The 14,523-nt window shown below is 47.6% G+C and carries 12 protein-coding genes and 1 pseudogene; 12 read left to right on the forward strand and 1 reads right to left on the reverse strand.

Translation table 11 applies throughout. From position 1 onward, the window contains the following. Positions 1-2: 2 nt before the first annotated feature. The 11 genes and pseudogenes from ACZ5M5_RS08735 to ACZ5M5_RS08785 all read left to right on the forward strand — a co-directional run bounded on the left by ACZ5M5_RS08735 (position 3) and on the right by ACZ5M5_RS08785 (position 12,722). Entirely contained in the window at positions 3-1,319 is a 1,317-nt protein-coding gene (locus tag ACZ5M5_RS08735; protein WP_203225775.1) for a hypothetical protein, read from the forward strand. Further along, the gene (locus tag ACZ5M5_RS08740) at positions 1,316-2,551 is read left to right on the forward strand and encodes an oligosaccharide flippase family protein (protein WP_060738582.1); all 1,236 of its coding nucleotides are present in this window, start codon (positions 1,316-1,318) and stop codon (positions 2,549-2,551) included. The genes ACZ5M5_RS08735 and ACZ5M5_RS08740 overlap by 4 nt, the downstream gene beginning before the upstream one ends. After that, a complete protein-coding gene (gene hisH, locus ACZ5M5_RS08745) occupies positions 2,548-3,156 on the forward strand; it encodes an imidazole glycerol phosphate synthase subunit HisH (RefSeq protein WP_060738581.1) in 609 nt (202 codons plus the stop codon). The genes ACZ5M5_RS08740 and hisH overlap by 4 nt, the downstream gene beginning before the upstream one ends. Continuing rightward, the gene (locus ACZ5M5_RS08750) at positions 3,156-3,917 is read left to right on the forward strand and encodes an AglZ/HisF2 family acetamidino modification protein (RefSeq protein ID WP_060738580.1); all 762 of its coding nucleotides are present in this window, start codon (positions 3,156-3,158) and stop codon (positions 3,915-3,917) included. The genes hisH and ACZ5M5_RS08750 overlap by 1 nt, the downstream gene beginning before the upstream one ends. A gap of 101 nt (positions 3,918-4,018) precedes the next feature. Then, complete coding sequence (locus ACZ5M5_RS08755; RefSeq protein ID WP_103308852.1) at positions 4,019-5,152, forward strand: N-acetyl sugar amidotransferase; 1,134 nt, start codon at positions 4,019-4,021, stop codon at positions 5,150-5,152. A gap of 30 nt (positions 5,153-5,182) precedes the next feature. Beyond that, positions 5,183-6,283 carry a glycosyltransferase family 4 protein gene (locus ACZ5M5_RS08760; protein WP_310650536.1) on the forward strand — a complete coding sequence of 367 codons (1,101 nt, stop codon included), beginning with the start codon at positions 5,183-5,185 and terminating at the stop codon, positions 6,281-6,283. Positions 6,284-6,290: 7 nt separating this feature from the next. Then, positions 6,291-7,355, forward strand: a complete 1,065-nt coding sequence (wecB, locus tag ACZ5M5_RS08765) for a non-hydrolyzing UDP-N-acetylglucosamine 2-epimerase (protein WP_103308842.1) — start codon at positions 6,291-6,293, stop codon at positions 7,353-7,355. 46 nt (positions 7,356-7,401) lie between these two features. Continuing rightward, complete coding sequence (locus tag ACZ5M5_RS08770; protein ID WP_158249654.1) at positions 7,402-8,622, forward strand: glycosyltransferase family 4 protein; 1,221 nt, start codon at positions 7,402-7,404, stop codon at positions 8,620-8,622. 14 nt (positions 8,623-8,636) lie between these two features. Then, positions 8,637-9,593: an NAD-dependent epimerase/dehydratase family protein gene (locus tag ACZ5M5_RS08775; protein WP_464738900.1), complete on the forward strand. Its 957-nt coding sequence runs from the start codon at positions 8,637-8,639 to the stop codon at positions 9,591-9,593. Positions 9,594-9,597: 4 nt separating this feature from the next. Continuing rightward, positions 9,598-10,613 (forward strand): annotated as a pseudogene (locus ACZ5M5_RS08780) (MraY family glycosyltransferase). 114 nt (positions 10,614-10,727) lie between these two features. Beyond that, positions 10,728-12,722, forward strand: coding sequence for a polysaccharide biosynthesis protein (locus ACZ5M5_RS08785; protein ID WP_060738573.1), 1,995 nt, complete (start codon positions 10,728-10,730; stop codon positions 12,720-12,722). 55 nt (positions 12,723-12,777) lie between these two features. Here the strand turns inward: ACZ5M5_RS08785 and ACZ5M5_RS08790 are convergent, their stop codons facing one another. Continuing rightward, the gene (locus ACZ5M5_RS08790) at positions 12,778-13,740 is read right to left on the reverse strand and encodes an acyltransferase family protein (RefSeq protein WP_464738901.1); all 963 of its coding nucleotides are present in this window, start codon (positions 13,738-13,740) and stop codon (positions 12,778-12,780) included. Between the two features lie 391 nt (positions 13,741-14,131). On the opposite strand from ACZ5M5_RS08790, the gene ACZ5M5_RS08795 reads away from it, so the two are divergent. Further along, positions 14,132-14,467: a ComEA family DNA-binding protein gene (locus ACZ5M5_RS08795; RefSeq protein ID WP_060738571.1), complete on the forward strand. Its 336-nt coding sequence runs from the start codon at positions 14,132-14,134 to the stop codon at positions 14,465-14,467. Positions 14,468-14,523: the final 56 nt, after the last annotated feature.

Genomic DNA, 14,523 nt, shown 5'->3' on the forward strand with positions numbered 1-14,523 from the left:
CTATGTACATTTCTTTAAAAGTTGATAAAGCAACTTTTTTGAATGCCTTGTACTTTTTTGTCTATTTTGTCCTGTTGTTGTGGATGAATAATAATTATCTGTACTTGCTGTATGACTATATGGGGGCCTCCCAGAAAAGCTTGGATGGCCTCCAGATCGTTTACTTGTTGCTTTTAGCTGTGGGCAGTTCTCTTTTATGCGGTTCAAGTATAAGTAAGCCTGGGGATATCGTCGTAGCCTTGCTGTTTTTGGTTATCGTGCCTCATGCGCTTGTTTTGAACGGGGCGAACGCATTTTACCCAGAGGCCAGCCCATTTTCTGGGCTGTGTTTGTCAGTGCTGATGGGTGTTGTTCTTGTCTCACTTATTAATAAGATTAAATTTCGTCGTGACAGCGGTCAATCCAGTAGTGGTGAAAGATATCTGTTTATTGTTTCAGTAGTTAATATATTGGTTTTGGTGTTTATTCTGCTCAAAAGTATGTCGTTTTTTTCTCTCGACTTTTCTGGTCAATACCTTCGACGTGCTATCGCACGCGACGTTTTTTCAGCAGGATCTATAGATGGATATATTGCGTCGATAGGGACGCAGGCATTTTTTCCTGTTTTATTTGCTTGGGGAGTCTATAAAAAATCCAATTTCTTCTTTTGGCTTGGGGTTGTTAACGTTTTGATCCTGTGGGGAGCCTTTGGGCAGAAATATCCCTTTGTTGTTTTATTTTTGGTTTATGTTCTGATGACCTATTTTAGATATTATGGAAAGGTCAATGTCTCTTGGTTGCTGTTTGGTGCAATAGGCTTGTTGCTTGCAGGTTTTCTTGAGTTCGAGCTTATGGGGTATTCTTACCTGAATGACTATCTGATTAGGCGAGCCTATACCGTACCCGCCACAATGTTGGGGGCTGCGGAGCTGTTTTACGACTCGTACGGGATTAATAATTATAGCGATACAGCAATAGGTCTTTTGTCCGGTTTTAGCAAAAGTGAATCGATCACGTTTCGAATTGGTGAGTATATTTATAATAATTCGGAAACTAATGCCAACGTGAATTTTTTTGCGGTGGCCTATCTGAGGCTTGGGTACACGGCAGTAATAATCGAGGCTTTTATTGTTGCTGTGATTGTTATGTTGTTGAATCTTCTTTACATGAAGCGCTCCATGTTCATTGCGATGCCCGTTGCATTGCTCTTCGTAACTAAAATTGTTGAGCAATCGTTGCCAACGGTTTTGTTAGGTTCTGGTATTTTCTTCATGCTGTTGCTTCTAATGTTGATGGCTTTCTCTAGGGAGTCCAAGAGCAGGACTAGGAGTATAGCTTGAAGAGTCAATTCTTTTCTCGAGTAAGAAGTGTGCTCGTCGGGACTCTAGGGGCCCAGTTGATATCGTTGGGTGTGATGCTGCTTCTGGTAAGGCTGTACTCTCCAGAAGAATTGGGATCATTTAACGTTTGGCTTTCATTCGCTACGATAATGGCTGTTTTGGTCACGGGGCGTTATGAGTTGGCGTTGTTCAGCGGTGATACGAAGGATGACTCAAAATCGATCATTAAACTGGTCTTGCTGATAACCGTTGCACTGTCGATTTTAGCTACGTTTTTAATCGCAGTTGTGAGTTCGTTTGTTGAGGAAATTCCGCCGATAGTCAAAAGTTACTCCCTTGTCCTGGCTTTTGTTGTCTTTGGGATGGGGGCTAATAAAGCACTCCTTTCGTTATTGGCTTTTCAACAAGCCTTTAACAAACTTGGCGTTGCCAGAATTGCTCTGGCGGGCGCTGTCGCGGTGGCTCAGGTGGTGGCTGGTTATTTCGCGTTGGGAGTCAGCGGCCTGATCTACGGCCAAGCGGTTGGTGTGCTATTGGCTACGCTGTTGGTATTTTTTTGGTTTGATCGCTCTTGGCTAAAAGCATGCTGGAGTGAAAGTATTGGTTCAGTTAAAAGCGTCGCGTACAGATACAGGGACTTTCCAAAGTTCTCGCTGCCCGCTGATCTGATCAACACCATCGCCAGCCAATTACCTGTCATTTTGATAGCCTCCCGATTTGGCGCGGAGGCTGCAGGCTGGTTCGCACTAACAATAAAAATGATGGGGGCACCCATTACCCTGCTTGCTACTTCAGTCCTGGATGTGTTCAAAGAGCAAGCCGCTCGGGATTACAGGGTGACGGGCTCTTGCCGTTCCGTTTTCTTGCGTACTTTCATTGTCCTCTCCCTATTAGCCTTTCCGCCATTTCTTTTATTTTGGTGGTTGGGTGAGTGGGCGTTCATGTTTGTATTTGGTACAGAATGGATTGAGTCAGGGAAGTATGCAATTTTACTTATCCCCATGTTTTATATGCGTTTTGTCGTGAGCCCTCTTAGTTACACTATCTATATTGCCCAACGACAAGGATTGGACCTGATTTGGCAACTGGGGTTACTGGTCATCACGGCGGCATGCTTTCTGCTCGCGGGGGAGGTGACGGAGGCCCTGTGGTGGTACTCGGCAAGCTATGCCATAATGTATGTTATTTATTTTGCGATGTCATATCGTTGTGCTAAGGGAGTTTCCTCATGATTGTAGTGGTCGATTATGGCGTGGGGAATATAGCCTCGGTGCTGAATATGTTGAAGCGAGTTGGGGCGAAGGCCAAGTCCTCCAACCTAGTCGACGATATTGTAAACGCAGAAAAGCTGATTTTGCCCGGTGTTGGTGCGTTTGATGCCGGAATGAAAACCCTGCGTGAGAGCGGTCTCATAGATGTACTTAATCAACAGGTGCTTGTCGCTCGTAAACCTGTGATGGGAGTATGCTTGGGGTCGCAGATGCTGGGGCGTCGTTCTGAGGAGGGTGTCGAACCAGGGTTAGGCTGGATTGATATGGATATCAAGCGTTTTGAGAAGCGCCCAGAACGAAAAGTGCCTCACATGGGGTGGAGCCATGTTTCCTGTAATTATGAGCATCCATTGGTTCGAGGTCTGACAGAGGAAAGTCGCTATTATTTTGTGCATGGCTATTACATGTGCCCTGACAATGAGCGCGACACGCTTCTGACGGCTGATTATGGGCAGAAATTTACGGCTGCGGTCGCCAAAGATAATATTTTCGGTTTTCAGTTCCATCCTGAAAAGAGTCATCGCTTCGGCATGCAGCTTTTCAAGAATTTCGTCGAGTTAATCTGATGCAGAGAAAACGCGTAATTCCATGTTTGCTGTTAAAGGACAGGGGACTGGTTAAAACGGTGAAGTTTAAGTCTCCGAAATATGTGGGCGACCCTGTTAATGCCATTCGTATTTTCAATGAAAAAGAAGTTGATGAGCTGGTTCTACTGGATATAGAAGCGTCTATATTAGGTCGTGAACCTGACTATGAGCTGTTAGCGGAAGTGGCCGGCGAATGTTTCATGCCTATTTGTTATGGTGGTGGTATTCGTACGCTGGAACACGCACAACGTGTTTTTGCTTTGGGCGTTGAAAAAATAGCCCTGAATACCGCAGCTTTGGCAGATGTCGAGCTTCTTCGAAAAATAGCTGATCAATTCGGTTCTCAAAGCGTCGTCTGTTCTATCGATTGTAAGAAAAGTTTACTAGGCCGCTATTCGGTCTATTCTCAATCAGGTACGAAAGATACAAAAGTTTCACCAGTCGAGTGGGCAAAGAGAGTCGAGGATGCCGGAGCCGGAGAAATATTCCTGAACTCCATAGATCGCGATGGAACGATGCAAGGGTTTGACATACCGCTCATCAAGTCGGTTGTTGCTGGGGTTCATATACCTGTCGTCGCATGTGGTGGGGCGGGTTCAATAGCTGATCTTAACGAACCCTTTGAAAAGGCGGGCGTGTCGGCGGTCGCAGCGGGAAGTTTTTTTGTTTTTCACGGAAAGCATAAAGCGGTTTTGATAAGTTATCCGGACCTTAATCAGTCCATGTCCGGAAGTAAATAAATTGCTTTTCTTGAATATTGATGAGTACCTAGAGCCTGCTCGTACCGTCATTATTGATTTGAAAGCGAAAAGTAGTTGTAATGAATTCGAGAGGGAAGACTGTGTATAAAGTATGTTCACGCTGTGTGATGGATGAGACTGACGCGAATATCAAGTTTGACGAGCATGGCGTTTGCAATCATTGTCATAGATTTGATGAGGTACAGTCTCTTCAATTGTTTAGCGGGGTTGACGGAAAGACCCGGCTGCAAAACATTGTGGACAAGATAAAGAAGGAAGGGGCTGGTAAAGAATACGATTGCATTATCGGTTTGAGTGGTGGGGTTGACAGCTCTTATTTGGCTGTAAAGATCAAGGATTTCGGACTGCGTCCATTAGTCGTGCACGTCGATGCAGGTTGGAACAGCGAGCTTGCGGTTAGTAACATTGAGAAAATTATCAAACATTGCGGATACGATCTTCATACCCACGTCATGAACTGGGAGGAGATGCGTGACTTGCAGCTTTCTTATATGAAGGCTGCAGTAGCCAATCAAGATGTTCCTCAAGATCATGCGTTTTTTTCGAGCATGTATCACTTTGCGGTGAAGAATGATATTAAATACATTCTGAGCGGTGGGAATCTTGCAACCGAGGCAGTATTTCCAGATTCTTGGCACGGAAGTGCGATGGATGCTATTAACCTAAAAGACATTCATAGAACGTACGGTTCCAAACCCTTGCGTGATTATAAGACTATTAGCTTTTTTGAGTATTATTTTTGGTATCCTTTTGCTAAAGGAATGCGAACTGTAAGGCCGCTGAACTTTATGGAATATGATAAGCGCGAAGCGGAAAAGTACCTTCAGGAAACAGTGGGATATAGGTCATATGCTCGCAAGCATGGTGAGTCCATCTTCACCAAGCTGTTTCAGAATTACTATCTCCCTACCAAGTTTGGCTATGACAAGCGTAAGCTGCACTATTCCAGCATGATTCTTTCTGGGCAGATGTCGCGTGAGGAGGCGATTGTTAAGCTTGCGGAGCCTTTATATGCCGCAGATGAACTAGAGAATGATATTGATTATTTCTGTAAAAAAATGCGAGTCAACCGGCAACAGTTCGATGAGTTAATGCAAGCCCCAATCCATGATTACTCTGATTTTAAGAGTTGGGATAAGTTGCAGGCGTTTGCCAAAAAGTCTCAAGTCTTCCTGCAGAAGCTTCTGGGGCGGCGTCTCAGTGTTTATTCTTAAAGATATAATAATGGAGACGCCTTTTTGAAAGTGGCACATGTAACTTCAGCTCATACTCGTTTCGATATTCGCATTTTTCAGAAAGAATGCAAGACATTGGCTGCGCATGGTTATGACGTTTCGTTAGTAGTCGCTGATGGTAAGGGCGACGAAAAGGCTGATGGAGTCAATATTGTGGATGTGGGATTCTTGCGTGGACGCTTGAATCGAATGTTCAAAACTACCAAGATGGTTTACAAAAAAGCGGCCTCTCTTCAGGCTGATATTTATCATTTGCACGATCCTGAATTGATTCCAGTCGGGCTTAAATTAAAGAAGCTTGGAAAAATTGTAATTTTTGACTCCCATGAGGATGTTCCTAAGCAAATATTGAGTAAGCCCTATTTGCGCCCGGCTTCGCGCAGAGTTATTTCTTTCCTGTTTTCCGTTTATGAACGTTTCGCCTGTCGTAAGATGGATGGCATTTTGACCGCGACGCCATATATACGAGATAAGTTTTTGTCTATCAATGCGAATGTTGTAGATATTAATAACTTTCCCTTGGTGGGTGAACTTGCTGCTGATGTCGCATGGGGCGAAAAAAAACAGGAAGTTTGCTATGTGGGCGGGATCACCTCAATCCGAGGTATTCGCGAAGTTGTTGAGGCGATGGGGCTTGTTCATACGGGTTCGCGGCTGAATCTGGTGGGTAATTTTTCTGAGCCCGGTGTTGAGGTTGATGTTAAGAAAAAGAATGGATGGTCTTCCGTTAATCAATGTGGCCAGTTGGGTCGTTCCGAGGTGCGTGATATTTTGGGACGGTCGGCTGCAGGTTTGGTAACTTTTTATCCGCTGCCCAATCATGTCGATGCCCAGCCCAACAAGATGTTCGAGTATATGTCTTCGGGAATCCCAGTTATTGCTTCTAATTTTCCCCTGTGGCGTGAAATTATTGAAGGCAATGACTGTGGGGTTTGTGTAGACCCGCTGAGTCCACAGTCTATTGCCGACGCGATCGATTTTATAATAGAGAACCCCGAACGTGCCGAGCAGATGGGGCGTAACGGTCAGAAGGCCGTCACTGAGCGCTATAACTGGGACGTTGAAGGGCGTCGATTACTGAAATTCTACGCCGGCTTGGCCAAGGGATAATAATATTATGAAATTACTCACGATTATTGGTGCTCGACCTCAGTTTATCAAGGCCAGCGTTGTATCCAAGGCGATTATTGAGCAGGCCGGATTATCCGAAAAAATCATCCATACCGGGCAGCATTTTGATGCCAATATGTCGGAGATTTTTTTTGACCAGCTGGGTATTCCTAGGCCGGATTTTCAATTAGATATCCATGGCGGTTCGCATGGTGAAATGACTGGCCGAATGCTGATGGAAATTGAGCGGGTCATGATTCAGGAGAAGCCGGACCGGGTACTGGTTTACGGTGATACGAACTCAACCCTGGCGGGTGCTTTGGCAGCGGCCAAGCTTCATATTCCGGTGGCCCATATTGAAGCCGGCCTGCGGAGCTTTAATATGCGCATGCCCGAGGAGATCAATCGTATTTTGACTGATCAGATGAGTGATCTTCTCTTTTGCCCTACGCAAACCGCGATTAATAATCTGGCTAAGGAAGGTTTTTCGGACAAGCCTGTAAAAATATGGAATTCGGGCGATGTCATGCAGGACAGCGCCATGTTCTTTGCTCGTCGTGCATCTAAGCCGGAGGGTTTCAATCTTTCCGACGGTTTTGTCCTGGCAACACTGCATAGAGCGGAAAACACCGATGACCCTGTTAGGTTGAAGTCTATCGTTGATGCGCTGAACACTATTCATAATACAGTGGCGCCGGTTGTATTACCTTTGCATCCTCGTACCCGGAACATGATCGAAAAAACAGGCCTCGCATTGGAAGTCAATCTGATTGACCCAGTCGGGTACCTGGAAATGATCTGGCTCCTTCAACGCTGTGGTTTGGTATTAACTGATAGCGGTGGTGTCCAGAAGGAGGCTTTTTTCTTTTCAAAACCTTGCGTAACCATGCGCGACCAAACCGAATGGGTAGAGCTCGTTGAGTCTGGGGCGAATGTGTTATGCGGGGCGGACTCTGGTTTAATTACTACTGCAGTACGTGATGGTATCAATCGCACCGTGCATGACAACGAGAACTTATACGGTGGTGGGCAGGCGGCGTCATTCATAGCTGATTGTCTTTCTCGCTCATGAGCTGTCATGAGTTAGATAAGCGCTTATGGTCGTGTTGGGAAGCACAATGAATATTTGGTATATCAACCCTTATGCCGGCGGCCCTGGAGTCGGGCGCTATTGGCGCTCCTTTTATCTGGCGAACGCATGGCAGGCTCAGGGACATGATGTGGAGATAATCACGCCTGGTTATCACCATTTGATGGACGACGACTCAGGGAAAGCCGGGGGACAGGTCCTGGAAGGCGTTTCATATAATTTTGTTCCAGCTCCTAAATATAAAGGGAATGGCCTGGGGCGATTTTTGTCCATGTTGTGTTTCGGCTTTTTTCTCTTCTTTTTTCTTCTGCGCTTGGGGTTGAAGAAAAGGCCGGATCTGGTTTTGTATTCTTCTGCCCATCCCTTTGGGTACCCTGCTGCCTATCTATGTGCAAAATTATTCAGATCGAAGATTCTATTTGAGGTTAGGGATATCTGGCCTTTGAGTTTGGTGGAAATTGCTGGATTCAATAAATTCCATCCCGTCGTTTTGGTTTTGTCGCTTATTGAGAGGTTCGCATATTATTCAGCGGATGCTGTGATTTCCCTTTTGCCGGGTGCCAAACAGCACATGGTGTCACGGGGAATGAAACCGGGGAAATTCAGATACGTTCCTAATGGTTTTTCGCTTAATGATATAAATGCAAGCGTTGAGTCTCAGGGGGCTAGTTTATTGGATGACCTGATGGGATTTAAATCGCAAGGCGATTTTTTGTTTTTTTACGCCGGCGCCTTGGGGGAACCCAATGCGATGCACCTGTTTTTGGATGCGTTGCATTTTTTTGAGATTCCAGAGGGCGTGTCAGTAAAATTTATCATCGTTGGCAAGGGGGAACAAAGTGCTGAGCTTAATGCTCGCTGTCGTAAACTCGGTTACGACTTTGTTCTTTTTTACCCGCAGGTTGATAAAGCAGAGATCCAGCAAGCTCTTCGTGTTGTCGATGTCGGGTTTTTTGTTATGCATGACCTGCCTATTTACAGATTCGGTGTGAGTTTAAACAAGTTATATGATTACATGGCTGCCGGGATCCCTGTCATTGCTTCTTATAATGCCTTTAATGATCCAATAAAAGAGGCTGGTTGCGGCATGTCCGTGGTTCCGGGTCAACCTGAGCAGCTTGCACATACGTTCCAGGAAATGTTGTTACTTGATGGGACTGTTTTGCGTGAGATGGGCGCGAAAGGTCGCCTTTTCCTTGAGGCTAATTTTGAGTATACGTCTCTGGCTCGGCGGATTCTGGAAAATTGATTAAGGTGCATCGCATGCAGTTGGTTACCGGGGCGTCAGGTTATATAGGTAGTTTGCTTTGTAAGGTTCTGAAGGCGCGAGGCTACGCCGTAAAGGGCATAGGTCGTAGCTCCATGACTCCGTCACAAGATTTTGACTATGTTTGCCTGGATCTTGAAAACGACCCTTTGGACGGGGTATGTCTTGGTGTCGAGACAATCGTACATCTTGCGGGAAGGGCACATATTCTGAATGACAAGGAAGAGGATCCTCTTTCGGCGTTCAGGCGTGCGAATGTAAACGCGACTCTTCGCTTAGCCAAAGAGGCAATGCGTGGGGGGGTCAAGAGGTTTGTTTTTATCAGTTCAATTGGTGTCAGCGCCACTGAGACAAAGAATTCAAAGGTTTCAGAGTTGAGTGGCAATAACCCAAGTACGCCGTATGCGCTTTCAAAATTTGAAGCTGAAGAGGCGTTAAAAGCGCTGGTCAAAGATTCCTCCATGGAGCTGGTTATTATCCGCCCACCCTTGGTCTATGGCGGGAGTGCTCCTGGGAACTTTCACCGCTTGCTAAAGATTGTTCGACTCGGTATGCCACTTCCCTTCTTGGCAGCCAATAATCAACGTAGCATGATAGCGCTGGATAATCTTATTGACTTTATCGTGCATTGTATTAAGCATCCTGCTGCGGCTGGGGAGCTATTTTTGATTTCCGATGGAACGGATGTCTCTACTGTAGATATTGTGCGTACCATTGCCAATGGTATGGGGCGTAAACCTCGCTTGATTTATGTACCCGTTGGAGTCATCCGTGTGGCGGCGAAGCTATTAGGGCGAGAGAATATGTTTTCCCAATTGTTTGGTTCTTTGGTTATCGATTCCGGCAAGGCGCATCAGCTGCTTGGCTGGACCCCGCCGCTTGGAACAACTGAAGCGTTATCCAAGGCCGGCGCGGATTATATGACCCTTTCATCAAAAAAAGGTCGAGTTTGAATTCATGGCAATTTTTTTTGTAGTGTTTGTAGTGTTTTTTGTTTCGTTGGTCTTAACCGGTGGCTTGCGACGTTACGCTTTGGCGCGAAGCCTGATGGATGTTCCGAACGCACGAAGTTCTCATTCGGTTCCAACCCCTCGCGGTGGTGGGGTGGCGATCGTATTAGGATTTCTATCGGTGTTGCCGATCCTGGCTTTTCTTGGGGGCTTAGTTGGACATTCACCTGGGCCTTGTTGGGGGCGGGATCAGGTATAGCGCTTTTGGGCTTTCTCGACGACCATGGTCACATCGCGGCACGCTGGAGATTGCTGGGACATTTCCTCGGTGCAATCTGGGCGCTTTTTTGGCTGGGTGGCTTGCCTGCATTGGAGCTGTTTGGTTTCGTATTGGATTTGGGCTGGCTAGGGCATGTGCTCGCGGCGATTTATCTGGTTTGGATGCTTAATCTTTATAACTTCATGGACGGGATCGACGGAATCGCCAGCGTCGAGGCTATTTGTGCTTGTCTTGGAGCCTGCCTGCTCTATTGGTTGGGAGGTTTTGAAAACCTGATCTTGGCTCCGCTGGTACTAGCGATGGCTGTAGCGGGGTTCTTGTATTGGAATTTTCCTCCCGCCCGTATCTTCATGGGCGATGCGGGTAGTGGATTTCTTGGCATTATCCTGGGGGTGCTGTCGCTGCAGGCGGCTTGGAGTTCACCTAAGCTGCTGTGGGTCTGGCTGATTTTGCTGGGGGTCTTTATTGTCGATGCAACCCTTACATTGTTACGGCGCCTGCTACGTGGAGATAAGGTCTACGAGGCTCATCGCAGTCATGCCTATCAATTCGCTTCCCGTCATTATGGCCGTCACCTGCCGGTTACGTTGGTGGTGACAGCAATCAATCTGTTCTGGCTGCTGCCTTTGGCAGCTTGTGTCGTGTTGTGGAACATGGATGGAGCATTGGCTTTAATATTGGCTTACGTGCCACTGCTCGTGCTGGCGGTCAGGTTTCACGCCGGTGAGCTTGAGAAAGCCTGATTTCGCTGTAGGGTTCGCGTTTTTCGTTTATCGATTGTCCAACGGACGAAGATGTAACTGCGTGTATCGAAAATGGATTGGATTTAGGAGCTGGCCGAGGTGCGTGAAGGGTTTATGGACAAATTGAGAACCGTCCTGCTGGGGCTGCCGAGACGCCACAAGCGAGCTATCCAGGTGGCCACTGATGTCGTTCTGGTCTGGGTCGCCTTATGGCTGGCGTTCGTCGTGCGGCTGGGAGTCGAGGCTTTGGCCAGTCCGATCGAAACGCATCTTTGGCTTTTTGCCTCCGCGCCACTGATTGCCATCCCGATTTTCATCCGTTTTGGCATGTATCGCGCCGTCATGCGTTATTTCGGCAACGATGCGCTGATTACCATTTGCAAGGCTGTCAGCCTTTCGGCCTTGCTGCTGGCTCTTGTGGTGTATTGGTACAGCAATCATAAGACCGTAGTGCCACGCTCTATCATTTTTAACTACTGGTGGTTGAGCCTGATCATGATTGGCGGGCTGCGTCTGGTGATGCGGCAGTATTTTCTCGGGGATTGGTTTACCGCAGCCCAGCATGTGCCGTTTACCAGTCGTGACGATGGCCTGCCCAAGGTCGCTATTTATGGTGCTGGGGCCGCCGGTAACCAACTCGTTGCTGCATTGCGCATGGGGCGAGTGATGCGGCCGGTCGCGTTCATCGACGATGACAGTAGCATCGCCGATAGAGTTATTGCAGGGTTGCAGGTCTATCAACCTAAACACATTCAAAAAATGATTGATGCCACCGGCGCGCAGGAGATTTTGCTTGCTGTTCCGTCCTCCTCGCGAGGTCGCCGGCGAGAGATATTGACGCTGCTTGAAGGTTTTCCGCTGCATGTGCGTAGCGTCCCCGGCTTCATGGACCTGGCCAGCGGCCGGGTCAAAGTCGACGACATCCAGGAAGTCGATATCGCGGATCTCCTTGGGCGTGATCCGGTACCCGCACAGGCTGATTTGCTTGAGCATTGCGTCGCGGGACAGTCGGTTTTAGTGACAGGGGCGGGTGGTTCGATCGGCTCCGAACTTTGTCGGCAAATCCTTGCTCTCAAGCCAACCACGCTGCTGTTATTCGAACATAGCGAATTCAATCTCTATAGCATTTTGTCCGAACTGGAGCCTCGAATTGCTCGTGAGTCACTGTCGGTTCGATTATTACCTATCCTCGGATCGGTGCGGGATCAGGACAAGTTGCTGGACGTGATGAAAACATGGAATGTCGATACGGTCTATCACGCAGCCGCTTATAAACATGTGCCGATGGTGGAGCATAATATTGCCGAAGGCGTTTTGAACAATGTGATCGGCACGCTGAATACTGCGCAAGCCGCACTTCAGGCAGGTGTATCGAATTTTGTATTGATTTCGACGGATAAGGCCGTACGTCCAACGAATGTGATGGGCAGTACCAAGCGCCTTGCCGAACTGACCTTGCAAGCCCTTAGCCGTGAATTGGCGCCCGTGCTGTTTGGCGACAACGCCAACGTATCACGCGTCAACAAAACCCGTTTTACGATGGTCCGTTTCGGTAATGTACTGGGGTCATCCGGTTCGGTTATTCCACTGTTTCATAAACAGATCAAATCAGGTGGACCATTAACCGTTACCCATCCGAAGATCACACGTTATTTCATGACGATCCCCGAGGCCGCTCAACTGGTCATTCAAGCGGGCTCTATGGGGCTGGGTGGGGATGTGTTTGTGCTGGATATGGGCGAGCCGGTGAAGATTGTCGAGCTGGCGGAAAAAATGATTCACTTATCCGGCTTGAGTGTGCGTTCGGAGAAAAACCCTCAAGGCGATATTTCAATCGAGTTCACAGGGTTGCGTCCTGGCGAGAAGCTCTACGAGGAGTTGCTGATCGGCGACAACGTTGTCGCAACCTCCCATCCGATGATCATGAGCGCCAACGAAGATCATCTGCCATGGGATGTGCTTAAGGCGAGGTTGGCTGAGTTGCTGGCCGCCATCGAGCATGATGACTACTCGAGAGTCCGTCAGTTGCTGCGGGACACGGTCAGTGGATACGCCCCTGACGGGGAGATTGTCGACTGGATCTATCAACAACGTCGTCTTGAGCCTTGACGAAGTGCGTATGCCTAGGGCCTGAGATCAGGCCCTAGGCATCTTAAGCTAATTGTTAATCCAGATTTCTCGCGACAGTTAATTTCTCCGGACTGAAAGCTTCATCGTCCTTTGACTTTTTCTCTTGCCAGGAATATTTTTTCTTTAGCTTCAATAGCGGTTTTTCAAAGAATATGTAGCTTAATGGGGCGACTACAAAAGTTAGCCATAAGCCGATGTCCACGCTGGGCGGAAAAACATGTTCTGTTCGATAAGGGCCGTTACCTGTAAAAATGCCTTGCCATACATACAGACCGTAGCTGATGACTCCAACGGCTGCTAAAGGTTTGAGCTCAAGTAACTTGACCAGCAGAGAGTCCTGATTGTGATAGATATATAAAACTAAGGCGCCTACCGAGACAAGCCAGGCAGCTTCCGTTTTTATGAAGGCCGGTGCAGTGAGTCCAGCCAAAATCGAGATGAGTAATATTCCCGATGTGGCCGTATTTGTGAAGATGCTCTTGACCTTTTCAATGTTGCAAACAAAGGCAACCAGGCAGCCGACTAAAATCGGCAACATTGCCGGAAAAGTCCACCGGCTCAAATAATAGAGCGTTGTAGGTTCATAAAGACTGGTTCCGAAATAAAGGCAGCCGAGGACCAGCAGCGAAATCGTCGTGATCGCGGTTCGTTTGCCAAAAGCAAAAACTATTGGCCAGAACAAATAAAAATGTTCTTCAACGGACAGAGACCAGAAGTGTGACATTGCAGAAAACGCGCACGCCTTGGGGGCGAAGTTTATGGTGTATGTCAATGCATAGGGATAAATGCAATTGGTTATTCCGGCTTTTCCCGTTACATCCATGATTATCAGGAAGAAAATAGCCAGATAATAGAGTGGGAATATACGTAGGGCACGTCGTTTTATAAAGGAAAAGATGTCGACTCTTCCAGTAGTCTCTTTCTCTTTAATGAGCAAAAAGGTTATCAGGAAGCCAGATAGAACAAAGAAGGTGCTGACACCTACATGAGGACTCAAAACTGACAGGAAGGCAGGGTTCGTGACCCCTATGACAGGCTAGATGACCGCGTGGGACATAATAACAAGTAGCACCGAAATGCCCCGCAGACCGTCAAGTCCCTTTATCTTTAAACTCATCACTTTCCCCAAAATTAAAAGCGCGGCAAGTTTGCCGTATGGTCACGGTGCGTGCAACCGCCAAGGCCGCTTCCCTGGGGCTTCCAGTTTTTAGCCCGATATTCAGGGTCATAAGGATGCCGCCGACCACGACTTCACCTCGATGGATTCGCGCTCTTTCTTACGCTTTCTGTAACATTCTGATTTTTGACAAGCTATCTTCATGGCCTAAGTTTGAGAGGCAGCTTCGGAAAAGCTGCTTCTCTCTTAACGATGTCATGGAGCGTCATTTATGCGTACAGGCTATTTCTACTCTTTGATTTTTGCCCTTCTGACCAGCGCCTCTATAGCCACCATCGCTGCGCCGGCGGTCAAGCCACAGACCACGGCTGCGTCGCCTGCGACGGAAATGACGGCGAAGCCGCAAAGCGCCAAGGTGGATCTCAATGGGGCGGATGCCGCTACGTTGCAACGCGAATTATTGGGAATAGGCGAGGCCAAGGCCAAGGCAATTGTTGCATATCGTGAGGGTAATGGAGCCTTCTCGTCGGTAGAGGAGTTGTTGGAAGTCAAGGGGATTGGCAAGGCGATCCTGGACAAGAATCGCGACAAGCTGGAAGTGAACTGAGGCATGACAAGAGGCCAGTCGAATGACTGGTCTCTTTTTGTTCTGAAGGATGAAAG

This window comes from Pseudomonas sp. Van50, assembly GCF_055390755.1.

What these genes read in the sequence shown, in the direction of transcription:
- ACZ5M5_RS08735 (WP_203225775.1), top strand. Translation starts at nt 3, where the DNA reads ATGTACATTTCTTTAAAAGTTGATAAAGCAACTTTTTTGAATGCCTTG.
- hisH (WP_060738581.1), top strand. Translation starts at nt 2,548, where the DNA reads ATGATTGTAGTGGTCGATTATGGCGTGGGGAATATAGCCTCGGTGCTG.
- wecB (WP_103308842.1), top strand. Translation starts at nt 6,291, where the DNA reads ATGAAATTACTCACGATTATTGGTGCTCGACCTCAGTTTATCAAGGCC.
- ACZ5M5_RS08770 (WP_158249654.1), top strand. Translation starts at nt 7,402, where the DNA reads ATGAATATTTGGTATATCAACCCTTATGCCGGCGGCCCTGGAGTCGGG.
- ACZ5M5_RS08750 (WP_060738580.1), top strand. Translation starts at nt 3,156, where the DNA reads ATGCAGAGAAAACGCGTAATTCCATGTTTGCTGTTAAAGGACAGGGGA.
- ACZ5M5_RS08795 (WP_060738571.1), top strand. Translation starts at nt 14,132, where the DNA reads ATGCGTACAGGCTATTTCTACTCTTTGATTTTTGCCCTTCTGACCAGC.
- ACZ5M5_RS08775 (WP_464738900.1), top strand. Translation starts at nt 8,637, where the DNA reads ATGCAGTTGGTTACCGGGGCGTCAGGTTATATAGGTAGTTTGCTTTGT.
- ACZ5M5_RS08785 (WP_060738573.1), top strand. Translation starts at nt 10,728, where the DNA reads ATGGACAAATTGAGAACCGTCCTGCTGGGGCTGCCGAGACGCCACAAG.